Annotated in this window: 12 protein-coding genes and 1 riboswitch; of the genes, 2 read left to right on the forward strand and 10 right to left on the reverse strand. The window is 53.3% G+C overall.

Annotation, left to right across the window (positions count from 1 at the left end; translation table 11 throughout):
• Positions 1-42: 42 nt before the first annotated feature.
• Positions 43-1,575 carry an ATP-binding protein gene (locus ACORNT_RS11675; protein ID WP_321390848.1) on the forward strand — a complete coding sequence of 511 codons (1,533 nt, stop codon included), beginning with the start codon at positions 43-45 and terminating at the stop codon, positions 1,573-1,575.
• A 95-nt stretch (positions 1,576-1,670) separates the two neighbouring features.
• On the opposite strand, the gene ACORNT_RS11680 is transcribed toward ACORNT_RS11675, so the two are convergent.
• The 9 genes from ACORNT_RS11680 to ruvX all read right to left on the reverse strand — a co-directional run bounded on the left by ACORNT_RS11680 (position 1,671) and on the right by ruvX (position 12,618).
• Positions 1,671-2,507 (reverse strand): CPBP family intramembrane glutamic endopeptidase, encoded by an 837-nt coding sequence (locus ACORNT_RS11680; protein ID WP_321390851.1) that lies wholly within the window; start codon positions 2,505-2,507, stop codon positions 1,671-1,673.
• 256 nt (positions 2,508-2,763) lie between these two features.
• A complete protein-coding gene (rpmG, locus tag ACORNT_RS11685) occupies positions 2,764-2,931 on the reverse strand; it encodes a 50S ribosomal protein L33 (protein WP_321390853.1) in 168 nt (55 codons plus the stop codon).
• A 122-nt stretch (positions 2,932-3,053) separates the two neighbouring features.
• On the reverse strand, positions 3,054-5,363 hold the full coding sequence (rnr, locus tag ACORNT_RS11690) for a ribonuclease R (RefSeq protein WP_321390855.1): 2,310 nt from the start codon (positions 5,361-5,363) through the stop codon (positions 3,054-3,056).
• A gap of 15 nt (positions 5,364-5,378) precedes the next feature.
• Positions 5,379-7,922: a type I DNA topoisomerase gene (gene topA, locus ACORNT_RS11695; protein WP_321390857.1), complete on the reverse strand. Its 2,544-nt coding sequence runs from the start codon at positions 7,920-7,922 to the stop codon at positions 5,379-5,381.
• A gap of 111 nt (positions 7,923-8,033) precedes the next feature.
• A complete protein-coding gene (gene dprA, locus ACORNT_RS11700; RefSeq protein WP_321390860.1) occupies positions 8,034-9,158 on the reverse strand; it encodes a DNA-processing protein DprA in 1,125 nt (374 codons plus the stop codon).
• A 19-nt stretch (positions 9,159-9,177) separates the two neighbouring features.
• Positions 9,178-9,774 carry a glycerol-3-phosphate 1-O-acyltransferase PlsY gene (plsY, locus tag ACORNT_RS11705; RefSeq protein WP_321390862.1) on the reverse strand — a complete coding sequence of 199 codons (597 nt, stop codon included), beginning with the start codon at positions 9,772-9,774 and terminating at the stop codon, positions 9,178-9,180.
• Positions 9,775-9,783: 9 nt separating this feature from the next.
• Positions 9,784-11,070, reverse strand: a complete 1,287-nt coding sequence (pyrC, locus tag ACORNT_RS11710; protein WP_321390864.1) for a dihydroorotase — start codon at positions 11,068-11,070, stop codon at positions 9,784-9,786.
• Positions 11,067-12,056 carry an aspartate carbamoyltransferase catalytic subunit gene (locus ACORNT_RS11715; RefSeq protein ID WP_321390866.1) on the reverse strand — a complete coding sequence of 330 codons (990 nt, stop codon included), beginning with the start codon at positions 12,054-12,056 and terminating at the stop codon, positions 11,067-11,069. The genes pyrC and ACORNT_RS11715 overlap by 4 nt, the downstream gene beginning before the upstream one ends.
• A gap of 100 nt (positions 12,057-12,156) precedes the next feature.
• Positions 12,157-12,618: a Holliday junction resolvase RuvX gene (ruvX, locus tag ACORNT_RS11720; protein WP_321390870.1), complete on the reverse strand. Its 462-nt coding sequence runs from the start codon at positions 12,616-12,618 to the stop codon at positions 12,157-12,159.
• Positions 12,619-12,695: 77 nt separating this feature from the next.
• Positions 12,696-12,799: riboswitch (TPP riboswitch) on the forward strand.
• Between the two features lie 69 nt (positions 12,800-12,868).
• On the opposite strand from ruvX, the gene thiC reads away from it, so the two are divergent.
• The gene (gene thiC, locus ACORNT_RS11725) at positions 12,869-14,719 is read left to right on the forward strand and encodes a phosphomethylpyrimidine synthase ThiC (RefSeq protein ID WP_321390872.1); all 1,851 of its coding nucleotides are present in this window, start codon (positions 12,869-12,871) and stop codon (positions 14,717-14,719) included.
• Here the strand turns inward: thiC and ACORNT_RS11730 are convergent.
• Positions 14,677-15,174 (reverse strand): hypothetical protein, encoded by a 498-nt coding sequence (locus ACORNT_RS11730; protein ID WP_321390875.1) that lies wholly within the window; start codon positions 15,172-15,174, stop codon positions 14,677-14,679. The genes thiC and ACORNT_RS11730 overlap by 43 nt on opposite strands.
• Positions 15,175-15,857: the final 683 nt, after the last annotated feature.

Raw genomic sequence — 15,857 nt, forward strand, 5'->3', positions numbered from 1 at the left:
ATCTGTAATTATAAACCATTAGTGTGTTGGCGGAAGTGCTGGATGAAGACAAAAAAGAAGCAACTTGAAGATTGGGAAGTATCAATAATCAGAGCTATGCTTGCAAAAGGTGGTTACTCCAAGCAAGAGATATTAGCCTATTTTTCAAGGCCAGATAGATCAATCAACCAAGCAAGAGTTAGCGAGATTGAAGCCGGCAATGAAAGATATAATGGGATTGTTGCTGCCTCTGAAGAAGAGTTAGATGCCTTTCTAACCGACTGGAATAAAATAAGATTTCCGAGCAATCCCATCGATATAGATTTAGGTCCGGTGCATCCGGATACATTGAATCGCCTTTTTACGCTTAGAAATGCAGAAAATGGGATGGCTACGAAATTAGCTGTTTCAGAGACAGACACGGTGGAAGGTAAGAAGAGCTTCAACTGGGGATCGAGGGAGAAATACTCAAAAACACTTGCTGGATTCGCAAACAATAGAGGGGGATATATCCTCTTTGGAGTAGAAGATGGGTCTTTTGAAGTTTTGGGTATTAAAGAAGATCGCATGGAACACTTTGATGTTCGAAAGGCCAATCAATACCTTTCAAGAATATTTAGTCAATCTCTACGAGTTGAAATTGGATCATTCACGAAAGATGGGAAATCCATTGGTGTAATGTATGCTCATCCTTCTGAATCTAAACCCATAATTTGTAAGGTTGATGACGGGTTGTTTTCATCAGGGGCTATATACTTCCGATATCCAGGTGAGACGAGAACAATACAGGCACCAGAATTGGAAACACTGTTGCAGGAGAGGGATAAAAATAAAGGAAGTAGGCTTCTCGAGTTTGCCCACAAGGCGCAAGAGATAGGTGTCGATAATACTGCTCTACTTAATCTGGTTACTGGTTTGGTGGAGGGCAAGAATGGGAAATTCTTCATCGATGAAAAACTTTTATCCCAGATCAACTTCATAAAAGAAGGCACATTTGATGAAAAGGATGGTGCTCCTGCACTCAGGATTCTTGGAGAACTTCAAACGCTAACCGGTGAAACGATCGTAAAAAGTATAAAGCTTAAGGAAAATATTTCTGAACGTGACATTATTGAGGATTTTTATAACCAATTGGATGTTGAAAATCCTACGGCATATATTGAACAGTTATGTCACATTCAGCCGCTGTTTCTTCCAGTCTACTATTACATTTATTTGGCTAAGCTTCCGTTGGAAGAAGCCGTTAGTTTTTTAAATAGCGTGGAAACCAATTATCCTCAGCGCGTAAAAAAGCAGATAGAAAGAATAAGTGCAGGTAGGGTGGCACCTATCTTGCCAAAAGTTAACGGACTAGAGCAGACAGTCCTAAAAATTTATGGGGATAGCCCTGTTGTTGTTGAGGGTATTGACGATGCAAGAGAATATTTGAAAGCCCTACGTATCATCGATGCGAAAGAAGTTTCTTTAGATAGAGTGCTGAGTATTTTTAAAACGCTTTTCACAAGGTTTGGAAATAATCCAAAACTTAGAAGTGAAATTCGCTACGCGATTGCTGATATTGACTTACGGTGGTTTCGTCCTCTTGTAAAAAAGTAGGTGTACGTGGTTTTTACTCTGGATGTCTCAAAAACGAAAACCGGCCGGGGAAAACTCCACCGGCCGGATCGAAAAATTTGGGCAGGAAACCAAAATCACCTGGTGATCATGCCCAATTTTCGATAAAAACCTGCGGCTACGATCAGCATAACAAGTCCCGGGATCAGGCCAAACTCATCCCCCATCCATACTGTGTAGTCATTCTCAAGCGTCACTTTTGCGTAAAACTTTTGAATAAAGACATTGCTGCTCATATGAAAAATCACCGCAGTCCATAAACTTCCCGTCTTTAATCGCAGATAGGTCATAATGACTGAAGCGGACATGATATACAGGCTGAAACAAAACAACTGATATAAAAGGGGAGAGCCCTCAACGCCATAAAGCCCCAAAAAAATCAATGGAAAGTGAAAAGCTGTCCATAAGGCGCCGGAAATCAACGCTGTCATTTGCGGAGAAGCTATTTCCGAGAGTTGTTGCACCAGAAACCCTCGCCAGGCGAATTCCTCCCCTAGGACTGAAGGTAATGTCAATGCAAATGTGATGGTTGCCGTTATAAGGAAATGAAAACCCAACAAGGCTGTGTCCGGCCAATTTGCTAAACTATAATTCTCTCTCAGGTCGCCTGCATAGCCTTCATTATAAAAACCTCCGAAGCCCAAGATCCAGATTAAGCCGTAGGCCACGGATATGACCCCCAGGGGGATCAAATAACTGAGAATCTGTTCTTTATGGCGAAACCATTTCCACCCCAGATCAGAGATTTTAATATTACATATCCAGCAGGTCACGATCGCGGCAAAGCCGACGGACATCATCAAGGGGGTCGCCTTTTGAAGCCTGAAAATCAACCAATAACCAACAAGATAAAAGAGAACTGATAACGTAATGAATATGAATATATTTTTATATGTCTGAGGTTTGGCTGACATGAATTATCCCCTTATTTTTGTTTTTTTGCACAGATACAGTAACCGCCTGACGGTTTCCGTTTTTGTGTGACGTAATTTAAGCCGCCTCGATCATTTTGTCACCCTTTCCTGAATTTGTTGATTTTCTGGACGGCATTTCGGCCTTGAAGACCTCACAGGGTGTTCTGCATTGAATTGTGGTGCTGTTCACAAACGAAAACCGGCCGGGGAAAATTCCACCGGCCGGTTCGACAAACTTTGGCAGGAACCAAAAATCTTATTTTATTTTATGTTCCTTGAATTCCACATGCTTGCGCACAACGGGGTCATATTTGCGCATGACCATTTTTTCCGTGATGTTGCGCGGATTCTTTTTGGCTACATAATAGAAGCCTGTGCCAGCCGTGCTGACGAGTTTGATTTTTACACTTGCGGGTTTCGCCATTTTTCTGGTCCCGATCCTTAATCTAAGAAATTGATTGAGCGGAAAATACAGTGATTGCGGGCGAAGTCAAGAGCCGAGTGCGGATTTCCCTAAAAAAATCCGCAGCCCGGCGGTGAAATACTTCACGACCTCTGCCGCCGTCCCTTATTTGCCGGTTTGGCGCCCCTTGCGCCTGGTTTTCCTCCGGGTTTTGCCCCCGGTCTGCCTTTGCCGCGGCGGCCTTTGGCCTTGCCGGGGGCGCCGGGCCGTCCTGCCGCCTGCAGCAGGTTCTCGTCGATCATCTGCAATGTCAGGCCGCCGGTCACCGGATTCGCCTCCCGCAGTTTCACGGTGACCTTGTCACCAAGCTGATAGACGATATTGGTATATTCGCCTTCCAGCAGGTGCAGGTCCTTGTCATAGATGAAATAGTCGCCGACAAGGCTGGATACCGGCACAATGCCGTCGCCGCCGCTGCCGGCCAGGGTGACGAACAGTCCTGCCCGGCTGACGCCGGAAATGGTGCCGTCAAAGACATCGCCCACATGGTCGGACATATAGGCGGCCACATAACGATCGGTGGATTCCCGTTCCGCCAGCATGGCGCGCCGTTCCGTATCGGAAATATGCTGGGCGGTCTCGGCGAAATTCTCCCGGTCGTCCTTGCTCAGGCCGTCTTCGCCCAGTTTCAGGGCGCTGACCAGGGCCCGGTGCACCATCACATCGGAATAACGGCGGATAGGGGAGGTGAAATGGGCATACTGTCCCAGCGACAGGCCGAAATGGCCGATATTGTCCGGCGAATAGATTGCCTGGGACTGGCTGCGCAAGACCACGGTATTGACAACACCTTCATGGGGCGTGTCCTTGACCTTGCGCAGGATATTGTTAAAGACCTTCGGTTTCATGACCTGGCCTTTGGCAAAGCTGTAATCCAGGCTTTGCAGGAATTCTCCGAGGGCCTCGAGCTTTTCCAGGGTCGGCTGGTCATGGATGCGGTACATGCAGGGCCAGTCCTTGTGCTGCAACTGCTGGGCCGCGGACACATTGGCCTGGATCATGAATTCCTCGACCAGTTGGTGGGCCGGCAGGACAAGCCGCGGCACAATGCTTTCGATATGGCCGTCTTCACCGAGGGTGATTTTCCGTTCCGGCACCTCAAGTTCCAGCGGCTCGCGGAAACGGCGGCCCTTCTGAAGGCACTCGTAAGCGCCCCACAGCGGTTTGATCACCGTGTCCATCAGCGGGGCGGCCTTTTTGCTAACCTTGCCGTCAATGGCCTGCTGATATTCTTCGTAAGACAGTCCGGCGGCGCTTCTCATCAGGCCGCGGACGAATTTATGGCGTAGTTTCTTGCCGTTTTTGGCAAACCACATATGTACGGCCATGCAATAGCGGTCTTCGTTCTCTTTAAGCGAGCACAGGCCGTTGGAAAGACGTTCCGGCAGCATCGGCACCACCCGGTCGGGGAAATAGACGCTGTTGCCGCGCAGGCGGGCGTCCTTGTCGAGGGCAGAGCCGGGCCGTACATAGCGGGCCACATCGGCGATGGCGACAATCACATGCCAGCCGCCTTCATTTTCGGGGTCCGTGTCCGGTTCGGCCCAGATGGCGTCGTCATGATCGCGGGCGTCGCTGGGGTCGATGGTGATCAGGGGAATATCCCTGAGGTCGGCCCGGCCGGCTTCCAGAACCGGAACTTCCGATTTTTCGGCTTCGGCCACGGCTTCGTCACTGAAATCCATGGGAATGCCGTGGGCATGCACGGCAATCAGGCTGATGGAGCGGGGTTCGTCCATGGCGCCGAGGCATTCTTTCACCCGGGCCGGTTTCGGTTCACCGCGCCCGCCGCGACGGGCCTTGCCGGCCTCGATCAGGACAAGTTCGCCTTCTTTGGCGCCCTGCCAGTCCTTGCGGCCGATGACGTATATGTCGCGGTTTTTCTTGTCGGTGGGATAGACCAGCGCGACATTGTCGTCCTGCTGGCGGAAAAATCCCATGATCAGGCCGCCGGCGGTTTCCAGCTTGCGGATGACACGGGCCACATAGCCGCTTTTGTCGTCACGGTTGCGGCTGAGCCGGGCCAGAATCCGGTCGCCGACGCCCACATTGCCCTTGCTTTCATGGGCTGGAATCAGGATGGTCGGCGGCGGGCCTTCTTCTTCCCAGTTCACGGGTTTGGCCTTCAGGTCACCCATTTTGTCGAGGCCGGTGATTTCAATCACACTGACCGGCGGCAAGCCGTCGTCCGGGTGGATCTGTTTCTTGTGGCCTTTTTTGAGAAGGTTGTCTTCTTTCATTTCCTGAAGCATGGCTTTCAGGAGGATGCGGTCGTCGCCGCGAATATGGAAGGCCCGGGCGATTTCGCGTTTGGTTTGTCTGTCCGGGTTTTTTTCCAGAAATTCAAGTACCTCTTCCTTTGACGGGAAGGGGATGTGTTTATTATCGTTCATATTTTCCTGCGCCTGTCAGGCGCTTTTCTTGCGCGTGCTTTTTTTCTTGCCCTTGGCGGCACGCGCCTTCAGAAGCTCTACAGCTTCTTCCATTGTTATATCTTTAGGATCTTTATCCTTCGGAATTGTGGCATTTGTACGTTTATGCTTCACATAAGGTCCGTAACGGCCGTCCATGACCATTACCGGTTCCTTGTCTTCCGGATGGGGCCCCAACTCTTTCAGGGCCTCGGGAGCTTTCTTTTTCTTGGCCCCTTCGGCAATCAGTTCGACGGCCCGGTTGATGCCCAGCGTGAACACCTCTTCCGGGTCCTTAAGGCTTACAAATACCCGGTTATGGGCCACATAGGGCCCGTAACGGCCGATGGATGTTGTGATCGGCTCACCGTCTTCCGGGTGCTTGCCAATTTCCCGCGGCAGGGCCAGAAGCTTGAGCGCACGTTCCAGGTCGATACTGTCCGGGGACATGCCTTTGGGAATGGTGGAACGTTTCGGTTTTTCTTTTTTATCCGCCGGCTCACCGAGCTGGATATAGGGACCGAATCGGCCGGTGCGCACGGTGACTTCCATGCCGCTTTCCGGATCAACGCCCAGAACTTTCGGACCGTCCTCGGCCGCGTCCTCGCCATTTTCACCGTTTCCGGTTTTCATATGGCGGGTGTAATTACATTCCGGATAGTTGGAACAGCCGATGAAGGCGCCGAACTTGCCGGTTTTCAGGCTGAGCTGGCCTTCCTTGCATTTCGGACAGCTGCGGGGATCGGATCCGTCTTCGCGCTCGGGGAAGATATAGGGTCCCAGAACATTATTCAGGGTTTCCAGAACCTCGGACACACGCAGGTCCTTGGTGCCTTCCACGGCCTTGCTGAATTCCAGCCAGAAATCGGCCAGAACCTTTTTCCAGGGGATCTCGCCGGCGGAAACCTTGTCGAGCAGTTCCTCCATGTCGGCGGTGAAGTCATACTGGACATATTTGCCAAAGAAATTTTCCAGGAAGGCGACGACCACGCGGCCCTTGTCTTCCGGAATAAAGCGGTTCTTGTCCATGACCACATAATTGCGTTCGCGCAGCACAGACAGGATTGAGGCATAGGTTGAAGGACGGCCGATGCCGAGCTCTTCCATTTTCTTCACCAGACTGGCTTCTGAATAGCGCGGCGGCGGCTCGGTGAAATGCTGGCTCGCTTCCACTTTTTCCTGGTTGACGGACTCGCCGTTTGCCAGCTTGGGCAGGCGCTTGCCGTTTTCCTCGTCCTCTTCGTCATCCTTGCCTTCCTGATAGAGTGTCAGAAAGCCGTCAAAGATCTGGACGGTACCGGTAGCGCGCAGGCCCTGTTTTTTGTCTTCGGACAGCAGGTCCACGGTGGTGCGCTCCATCTGGGTTTCTGCCATCTGGCAGGCAATTGTCCGCTTCCAGATCAGTTCGTAAAGCCGGGCCTGGTCGTCATCAAGATAACGGGCCATGTCTTTCGGCAGGCGGGTGAGGTCGGTCGGACGAATGGCTTCATGGGCTTCCTGGGCGTTTTTCGCCTTGGATTTATACATCCGCGGGCTTTTCGGCAAATATTTGTCGCCGAAATCACGGCCTATGAGGGCCCGGGCGCCCTGAATGGCTTCATTGGCCAGGGTCACGCCGTCTGTACGCATATAGGTGATCAGACCGACGGTTTCACCGCCAAGGTTGGCGCCTTCATAAAGCTTCTGGGCCGTGCGCATGGTCCGGGTGGCATTGAAGCCGAGCTTGCGGGCCGCTTCCTGCTGCAGGGTGGACGTGGTAAAGGGCGGCGCCGGGTAACGTTTGGCCGGTTTGCTTTCCACAGACTGTACAGTGAATTGTGCCGCTTCGATTTTGGCCTTGGCCGCATGCGCATCTTTTTCGTTGGTCAGGGTGAATTTCTGGACCTTTTCACCATCCAGCAGGCTGAGCCGCGCTTCAAAGGGCATGTCCCCGGCACTTTTGAGGCTGGCCAGGATGCTCCAGTATTCTTCGGCGCGGAAACCTTCGATTTCCAGCTCCCGCTCGCAGATCAGACGCAGGGCTACAGACTGTACACGTCCGGCTGACCGGGAGCCGGGCAGTTTGCGCCACAGCACGGGCGACAAGGTGAAACCCACAAGATAATCCAGTGCCCGGCGGGCAAGGTAGGCATCCACAAGCTGGCTGTCCACATCGCGTGGGTTTTCCATGGCCTTGAGAATGGCGCTTTTGGTGATTTCGTTGAACACCACGCGTTTGATCTTCTGGTCCTTGAGGACGCCGCGCTTGCTCTTCAGTAATTCCAGAACGTGCCAGCTGATGGCTTCCCCTTCGCGGTCCGGGTCGGTGGCGAGGATCAGTTCATCGGATTTCTTGGTCGCGTCGGCGATATCCTTGATGCGCTTTTTACTGTCGCTGTCGACTTCCCATTCCATGGCGAAATCTTCGTCTGGTTTGACGGAACCGTCCTTGGACGGCAGGTCGCGCACATGACCGAAACTGGCAAGGACTTCATAGTCTTTACCAAGATATTTATTAATGGTTTTGGCCTTGGCCGGGGATTCTACAACTACAGTTTTCATGCATTCGGGCTTTGTCTGGATGTTCCTGGACAAAGAACGGGAGGTTATATGACTTTCCTGCCTGTCTCCGTCGCCGGATATTTACGTAATTTGTCAGGGGTTTAACACAGTTTACTTAACAAAAGCTACCCTGTTTCCCGGATGTCGGACAATTTCGCCGGCAAGTTCAAGCTCCAAAAGGACCGTTTGCAACTCCGCCGGTTCCACATCTGACAATCGGATTAAATCGTCTATGGGTACAGCGGTATGGCTTAATTTTTCACGAATTGCAAGCCTTGCCGTTTCAAAAGATGAGGAGGGAAGGTTTTGGTGTGTGGCAGGAATAGAGGGAAAAATTTCCGCCTGCGGGATGATCCGGCGCTGCTGTTGCATCAGCACATCGAGAATATCCTCAGTCGTCTCTGTGAGTACGGCACCGTCGCGAATCAGGGAATTCGGGCCCTTGGCGCGGGGGTCCAGCGGGTGGCCCGGGACGGCAAAAACCTCGCGTCCCTGTTCCGCCGCCTGACGTGCAGTGATCAGGGATCCTGAGCGCAGGGTGGCTTCGACCACCAGCACGCCGCATGACAGGCCCGAGATGATGCGGTTGCGCCGGGGAAAGTGCCGGGCCTGGGGCTGGATGCCCAACGGCATTTCCGAAACGACCAGTCCTTTTTCGATAATTTCCTCATAAAGCGGGATATTTTCCCGGGGATAGGGTTCATCTATTCCGCCGGCCAGCACGGCGATGGTGCCGGTGGTGAGAGATCCCTGATGGACGGCTGTGTCAATGCCCCGGGCCATGCCGGACACAATGGTCATATCCTGTTGTCCGAGCTCGAGAGCAAACTGTTGCGCCAATCGCATGCCGGCGGCCGAGGCATTGCGCGCCCCGACAATACCGAAGCAGGGAGTATGGAAAAGCGCCGTTTTCCCGAGTGCCATCAGGATGGGCGGTGCACTGTCCGTGACGGCGAGGGGCTGAGGATAAAGCCGGTCGCCAAAAACAATCAGAGTGCCGCCGAGGGCCTCCAGGGTCTCAAGCTCTTTCTGTAGAGACGCAACAGAGGGAGGAAGCAGGGGTTTCCGGCGGCCGCCGCGACGGGACAGTTCCGGCAACGCCTCAAGGGCGTCTCCTGCAGTGCCATATATGACCAGCAATTCCCGGAAGGTAACCGGCCCGACCCGTTCGGTGCGGCAAAGACGCAGACGGTTGAGTTTTTCCTGGTCTGAAAGAGGTGCTGCTTCTGAAGTCACATAAAGTCCCGGGTTAGGTTCAGGACTTTTTACCGATCCTCGGCTCGGTGCCCTGAAGCAGGCGTTTGATATTGTCCTTGTGTCGAAGGAAGATCAGCAAACACAATACGCAACTTAAAGTAGCAAGTCCAGTCCCCGATACATAATAAGCGTAAATTGGGGATAGCAGGGCGGCGACCAGCGCCGACAGGGAAGATATGCGGAAGACCAGGGCGGTGACAAACCAGGTCAGGCAGCAGGCAATGCCCACGGGCCAGCTCAGCGCCAGCAGAGTGCCTAGAAAAGTGGCCACACCCTTGCCGCCCCTGAATTTCAGCCACACCGGATAAATATGGCCGATAAAAGCTGCGCCCCCGGCGAAAAGGCCGGCGCCCGGCGCGAGATATTCAGCCAGCAGGGCGGCACCCGCTCCCTTGCCGCCGTCCAGGATCAGGGTCAGTAAGGCGAGCCACTTGTTGCCGGTACGCAAGACGTTGGTTGCACCGATATTACCCGATCCGATGTTGCGGATGTCTCCCTGTCCGGCCAACCGCGTCAGAATCATACCGAACGGCATACTGCCAAGCAGATAGCCGCCTGCGAGGGCAGCGGCCAGGGCGTTGGGAGAAAGATCCATATCGATATCCTATCCCTTATATTCAAAGACGGTTTTGCCGTCGACAACGGTGCGTAGCACGCGCCCCTGGACCGGTTTGGTATCGAAAGGCGTATTTTTGGTGACGCTGACCAGTTTGTCCGCATCGATGCGATAGGGGATATTCAGGTCAAACAGGCACAGGTCAGCCGGGGCGCCTTCTTTCAGGACACCACTGTCGAGGCCCAGAATGCGGGCCGGATTGACAGTCATTTTTTCAAGGATCGACAAAAGACCCATCTGGCCGTTGTGATACATTTCCAGGGTCACCGGCAACATGGTTTCCAGCCCGACGACGCCGGCTTCCGCCTGTTCGAACGGCACCCGTTTGCTTTCGGGATCTTCGGGGTCATGGCTGCTGACAATCACGTCAATGATGCCGTCTTTCAGCGCCTCGACCACGGCCACCCGGTCTTCTTCGGCACGCAGGGGCGGGGAAACCTTGGCGAAGGTCCGATAATCCTCGATGGCGAACTCGTTCAATGCAAGATGGGCGACGGAGACACCGGCCGTGACCTTCAAGCCGCTGTCTTTGGCTGCCTTCATCACGTCAATGCTGTCCCGGCAGGTGATCTGGGCAGCATGGTAGCGGGTTTCTATTTTGCGCAGCAGGCGCAGATCCCGTTCCAGCATGATGGTTTCGGCCTCTGTCGGAATACCAGGCAGGCCCAGCCGTGTCGCAAGCTCACCTGAATTCATGCAGCCGCTACCGGTCAGGCTGGGTTCGGCCAGATGCTGGATCAGAAGGGCGTCGAAATATTTCATATATTTGAGGATACGCACCATCAGTGAAGCGTCGCCAATACTGATATTGCCGTCGGTGAAGGCATGAATGCCGGCCCGGCTCATCAGTCCGATTTCGGTCATTTCCTCGCCAGCAAGCTGTTTGGTAGCGGCGGGCAGGGGGATGAAATTTACCGCCGCATCCCGGGCCCGGCTCATCAGATATTCCACCCGGGCCAGGTCATCAATGATGGGGGAGGTCACAGGCTGGACGCAGACAGTGGTCACCCCGCCCGCAGCGGCGGCTTCACCGGTGTTATGAATGGTGTCGCGATAGTCGGCGCCGGGAATGCCGACAAAGACCCGCATGTCGATCAGGCCGGGGGCCAGGCAGTGACCGCCACAATCAATCGTTTCGATGTTGCCTTCGGGAAGGTTGATTTTTTCACCAAGGGCTTTGATTTTGCCTTTGGAGGTCAAAAGCTGGCCGTTGATGTCCAGTCCGGTGGCCGGGTCAAGCAGGCGGGCGTTATCATACAGAATATGGCGTGTCATTGTTCCATCTCCTGCTCTTTGGCGCGTTTTTCACGGGTCAGCAGGTCGAGGCAGGCCATGCGCACGGCAACACCCATTTCCACCTGTTCCTGGATCGCGCTGCGGGTCAGATCGTCAGCCACGGCGGCATCAATTTCCACGCCCCGGTTCATGGGGCCGGGATGCATGATCAACGCATCCCCTTTTGCCACACTCAGTTTGTCGTAGTCGAGGCCATAGAGGGTGAAATATTCGCTGATGGAGGGGAAGTAGCCACCCTTCATTCGTTCAGTCTGTACCCGAAGCATCATGACAATGTCGCAGTCCTTGAGCCCTTCTTTCATATCATGGAAGACCTCCACGCCCAGTCGTTCAGCCTTCGCCGGGATCAGCGTCGGCGGGCCGATCAATCGCACCCGTGCGCCCATCGTGGTCAGCAGGTGGATGTTGGAGCGGGCGACCCGGCTGTGGGCAATATCGCCGCAGATAGCAACGGTCAGGCGGGCAAGGCGTCCCTTGCGGCGGCGGATGGTCATGGCATCCAGCAGGGCCTGGGTCGGATGTTCGTGTCGGCCGTCTCCGGCATTGAGCACCGCGCAGTCAACTTTCTGGCTGAGCAGATTGACAGCACCGGACTGGTCGTGGCGCACCACCAGAAGGTCAGGCTGCATGGCGTTGAGGGTCAGGGCGGTATCGAGCAGGGTTTCACCCTTTTTCAGGGACGAGGTTGACGTCGACATATTGATCACATCCGCGCCCAGCCGTTTACCGGCCAGTTCAAAGGACATGCGTGTCCGGGTCGAGTTCTCAAAAAACAGATTTATCTGGGTCAGGCCGCGCAGTATGCTTTTTTTCTTGTTGGTCTGGCGGTTCTGTTCCGCATAGAGGTCCGCCACATTGAGGATCTGGGTGATTTCCTTTTCCTTGAGTCCTTCTATTCCCAATAGGTGTTTGTGTGGGAAAAGCTCGGTCGTCGCCGGGGAGGAGGATAAGGCGGCCTTTGACATGCTTCAGTCCTTGTATGTTATCATTCTCACTGAAGAGCTATTTTATATGGGCTTTTATCAGTGCAGGCAAGAAGAGTTTCCCCGGAGGGCAATATCTGATTTAGAGGCGGGACAGATGATCCAGGGCGCCCTGCAGAATATAGGCGGCAGCCATCTTGTCGACCAGCTCACTGCGCCGTTTCCGGCTGGCATCTGCCTCCAGCAGCGTCCGGGTCACCGCCATGGTTGACATCCGTTCATCCCAGAGGACGATGGGGATATCGATTTTTCCCTGTATGTTGGTGGCGAACTGCCGTGTCGACTGGCAACGGGGGCCTTCCGAACCGTCCATGTTCATAGGCAGGCCAAGCACCAGACCACCGACATTCTGCTCGCGAATGATCTGCAGCAGCCGTTCCGAGTCTGTGGTGAATTTCTTGCGCTTTATGGTTTCCATCGGACTGGCAATGCTTAGCATGATATCCGACAGGGCAAGGCCGATGGTCTTGCTGCCCAGGTCCAGGCCGAGCAGGCGCTGCCCGGTTTTAAGCTTCTCTTTGAGATCTCTGATGTCTGTTATCATGGGCCCTAGATAGACTGTTTGCGGATATTTTCAATATTTTCTTGAATTCCCCGATGCTTTCCATATCTAATGGGCCAGAAAATTCCTAGGGGTGCCGATGTGGCTGAGAAACGAAACTGATCGTTGACCCTTAGAACCTGATCCGGGTGATACCGGCGGAGGGAAGGAATTGTCAGAGCTGAGAAGCAAAAACAGTCCCTTCAGTACCGCTTATCGACCGGATCCCAGATTTAACTGACGGGAGACCCTGATGAATATCGCTACAAAACCGGAAAAAATGGAAGTCACGACCGGGCCGCTGCCGGCCTCACGCAAGGTCTATATGCCGGGAACGGTGGCGGATACGATCCGGGTGCCCATGCGGGAAATCGACCTGCATCCGTCAGCCAATGAAAAACCGGTGCCTGTCTATGATACCTCCGGTCCCTACACCGATCCCGCGGTCGAGATTGACATTTATAAAGGCCTGAGCCGGACTCGCCAGGAGTGGGTCATTTCCCGCGGCGATGTCGAGGAATATGAAGGCCGGGACATCAAACCGGAAGATAACGGCAATGCCTCCGGCAAATATCTGGCCCAGGAATTTCCGGTCAGACACAAGCCGCTGAAGGCAAAAGACGGCCACGCGGTAACCCAGATGGCTTACGCGCGGCGCGGCATTATAACACCGGAAATGGAATATATTGCCATTCGCGAGAATATGGCCCGGGCCGAACTGGCGGAAAATTACACCCCCGATGAATATGCGGAAAGCTTCGGCGCCAGCATCCCGGAACAGATCACGGCGGAGTTTGTGCGTGACGAGATCGCCCGCGGCCGCGCCATCATTCCCTGCAATATCAACCACCCGGAACTGGAGCCGATGATCATCGGCCGCAACTTCCTGGTCAAGATCAACGCCAATATCGGCAACAGCGCCGTGGCGTCGTCTATCGCCGAGGAAGTGGAAAAGATGGTCTGGTCGACCCGCTGGGGCGCCGACACGGTGATGGACCTCAGCACCGGCCGTAACATCCACAACACCCGCGAATGGATTATCCGCAACTCACCGGTGCCGATCGGCACCGTGCCGATCTACCAGGCGCTGGAAAAAGTCAACGGCGTGGCCGAAGACCTGACCTGGGAGGTCTTCCGGGATACGCTTATTGAACAGGCCGAGCAGGGGGTGGATTATTTCACCATCCATGCCGGCGTGTTGCTGCGTTATGTGCCCATGACCGCCAAGCGCGTGACCGGTATTGTCAGCCGCGGCGGCTCCATCATGGCGAAATGGTGCCTGGCCCACCATAAGGAGAATTTCCTCTATACCCATTTCGAGGACATCTGCGAAATCATGAAGGCCTATGACGTGAGCTTCTCGCTTGGTGACGGCCTGCGTCCGGGTTCCATCGCAGACGCCAATGACGAAGCCCAGTTCGGCGAACTGGAAACCCTCGGTGAACTAACCAAAATCGCCTGGAAGCATGACGTTCAGGTGATGATCGAGGGGCCGGGCCATGTGCCCATGCACAAGATCAAGGTCAACATGGACAAACAACTCAAGGAATGCCACGAGGCGCCCTTCTATACGCTTGGCCCGCTGACGACCGACATTGCGCCGGGCTATGATCATATCACCAGCGGCATCGGCGCCGCCATGATCGGCTGGTTCGGCTGTGCCATGCTGTGTTATGTGACACCGAAGGAACATCTGGGGCTGCCGGACCGGGATGATGTGAAGGTGGGTGTGATCACCTACAAGATCGCCGCCCATGCAGCTGACCTGGCGAAGGGTCATCCGGGGGCGCAGATCCGCGACGACGCTCTGTCACGGGCCCGCTTTGACTTCCGCTGGGAAGACCAGTTCAACCTGGCGCTCGATCCGGAAAAGGCGCGGGAATATCATGATGCGACCCTGCCCAAGGAAGCCCACAAGGTGGCGCATTTCTGTTCCATGTGCGGACCCAAGTTCTGCTCCATGAAGATTTCGCAGGAAGTGCGGGACTTTGCGGCGCAGAAGAACCAGGAAGGCATGATCGAGATGTCGAAGAAATTCCGTGAAAGCGGGGCCGAGATCTATCAAACGGTTGATGCCAACAAGGAGGCCAACAAGGCGCTTTGATTATTTTTTACGACAGAATTTAAAAGCCCGGTTCTGCCGGGTTTTTTTATTTCAGTTCGATACTCATGATCCGGATCGGCAGCAGAGAGACTGGCGAGAACTTCGTCAGTGGCAATGTTTCTGAAATCCTCGTCTGTGACAATGTCGATGTAGACTTTCTGCGCAAGTATATTTTCGAGTAAAGCCCCTGCCTGATCCACATGAGTGTTAAGGAGGTAAGCACGAAGCAGGTTTTTTTGCACCGCCAGGTTATAGGGGCGTGCCACTGACAATTTGATCATGAATTCTTCAAACTGGAGATATTTCTGGCGGTTATATGACTCCATGGCAGTATCCCAAAGGCCTGAGACATCTTCCGCAAGGGCGATTGGCGGGAACAGGATGGTACTGATCAGGGAGATGAGAATCTTTGCGACGATGCCTTTTTTTATCAAAAAATTCCGATATTTTTGCATTTTGTAAAATTTATCCGTGACGGATTTTCAAGCCATTACAAAATTAATAGCCCATTTTACGACGAACAGACACAAATATGCGATGAACCCTTGTACGCCGGGCTTTGTGACTTATATTTGTTATATTATAGTGGCAATATGTTACAGGTTGTGATATCCGTAAATACAGTGATTAAACCGAATATTATTTTGTAATATATGAATAAATAAAAGTTTGTACACGGTATAGCGCTAGACGGGGTAATTACCACATCAAGTTCCTAGATAGCTATTTCCCCACACAGAAATAGCTATCCTCCGTAGGAGAACTGGCTGCAGCTTAAATGCTGCAGCCTTTTTTTACTCTGCCCGTCTGAGTCGAAAAATATCCGGCCGGGGAAAATTTCGTGTTGTCGGCCCGCCAGGTGCAGCAGGGACAAATTCAAAATTTTCTGCTTTCGAAATCTATCGTCCGGATATAAAGTTTTGCGAATTTTCCGATTTTAGTTATGGGGGTATAAGATACTAGGACCCTTTGTGAATCAAAACCCGCCAGTAGACTTTTATTTTTTTTGTTCCTAGGATTCCTGATGGAATTTTGATCTTCCGGGCCACTCAGAAAAGCATTTTATCTTAATATTATTGGCCTTTGTCTCATAGGGGGTGTGGATTGTCCTGATGGGATTATAGTTGAAGTTCCACAA

This window comes from Emcibacter sp. (assembly GCF_963675455.1).
Lineage (GTDB): Bacteria > Pseudomonadota > Alphaproteobacteria > Sphingomonadales > Emcibacteraceae > Emcibacter.

What these genes read in the sequence shown, in the direction of transcription:
- rpmG (WP_321390853.1), bottom strand. Translation starts at nt 2,931, where the DNA reads ATGGCGAAACCCGCAAGTGTAAAAATCAAACTCGTCAGCACGGCTGGC.
- topA (WP_321390857.1), bottom strand. Translation starts at nt 7,922, where the DNA reads ATGAAAACTGTAGTTGTAGAATCCCCGGCCAAGGCCAAAACCATTAAT.
- ACORNT_RS11675 (WP_321390848.1), top strand. Translation starts at nt 43, where the DNA reads ATGAAGACAAAAAAGAAGCAACTTGAAGATTGGGAAGTATCAATAATC.
- ACORNT_RS11680 (WP_321390851.1), bottom strand. Translation starts at nt 2,507, where the DNA reads ATGTCAGCCAAACCTCAGACATATAAAAATATATTCATATTCATTACG.
- rnr (WP_321390855.1), bottom strand. Translation starts at nt 5,363, where the DNA reads ATGAACGATAATAAACACATCCCCTTCCCGTCAAAGGAAGAGGTACTT.
- plsY (WP_321390862.1), bottom strand. Translation starts at nt 9,774, where the DNA reads ATGGATCTTTCTCCCAACGCCCTGGCCGCTGCCCTCGCAGGCGGCTAT.
- ACORNT_RS11730 (WP_321390875.1), bottom strand. Translation starts at nt 15,174, where the DNA reads ATGCAAAAATATCGGAATTTTTTGATAAAAAAAGGCATCGTCGCAAAG.
- ruvX (WP_321390870.1), bottom strand. Translation starts at nt 12,618, where the DNA reads ATGATAACAGACATCAGAGATCTCAAAGAGAAGCTTAAAACCGGGCAG.
- ACORNT_RS11715 (WP_321390866.1), bottom strand. Translation starts at nt 12,056, where the DNA reads ATGTCAAAGGCCGCCTTATCCTCCTCCCCGGCGACGACCGAGCTTTTC.
- thiC (WP_321390872.1), top strand. Translation starts at nt 12,869, where the DNA reads ATGAATATCGCTACAAAACCGGAAAAAATGGAAGTCACGACCGGGCCG.
- pyrC (WP_321390864.1), bottom strand. Translation starts at nt 11,070, where the DNA reads ATGACACGCCATATTCTGTATGATAACGCCCGCCTGCTTGACCCGGCC.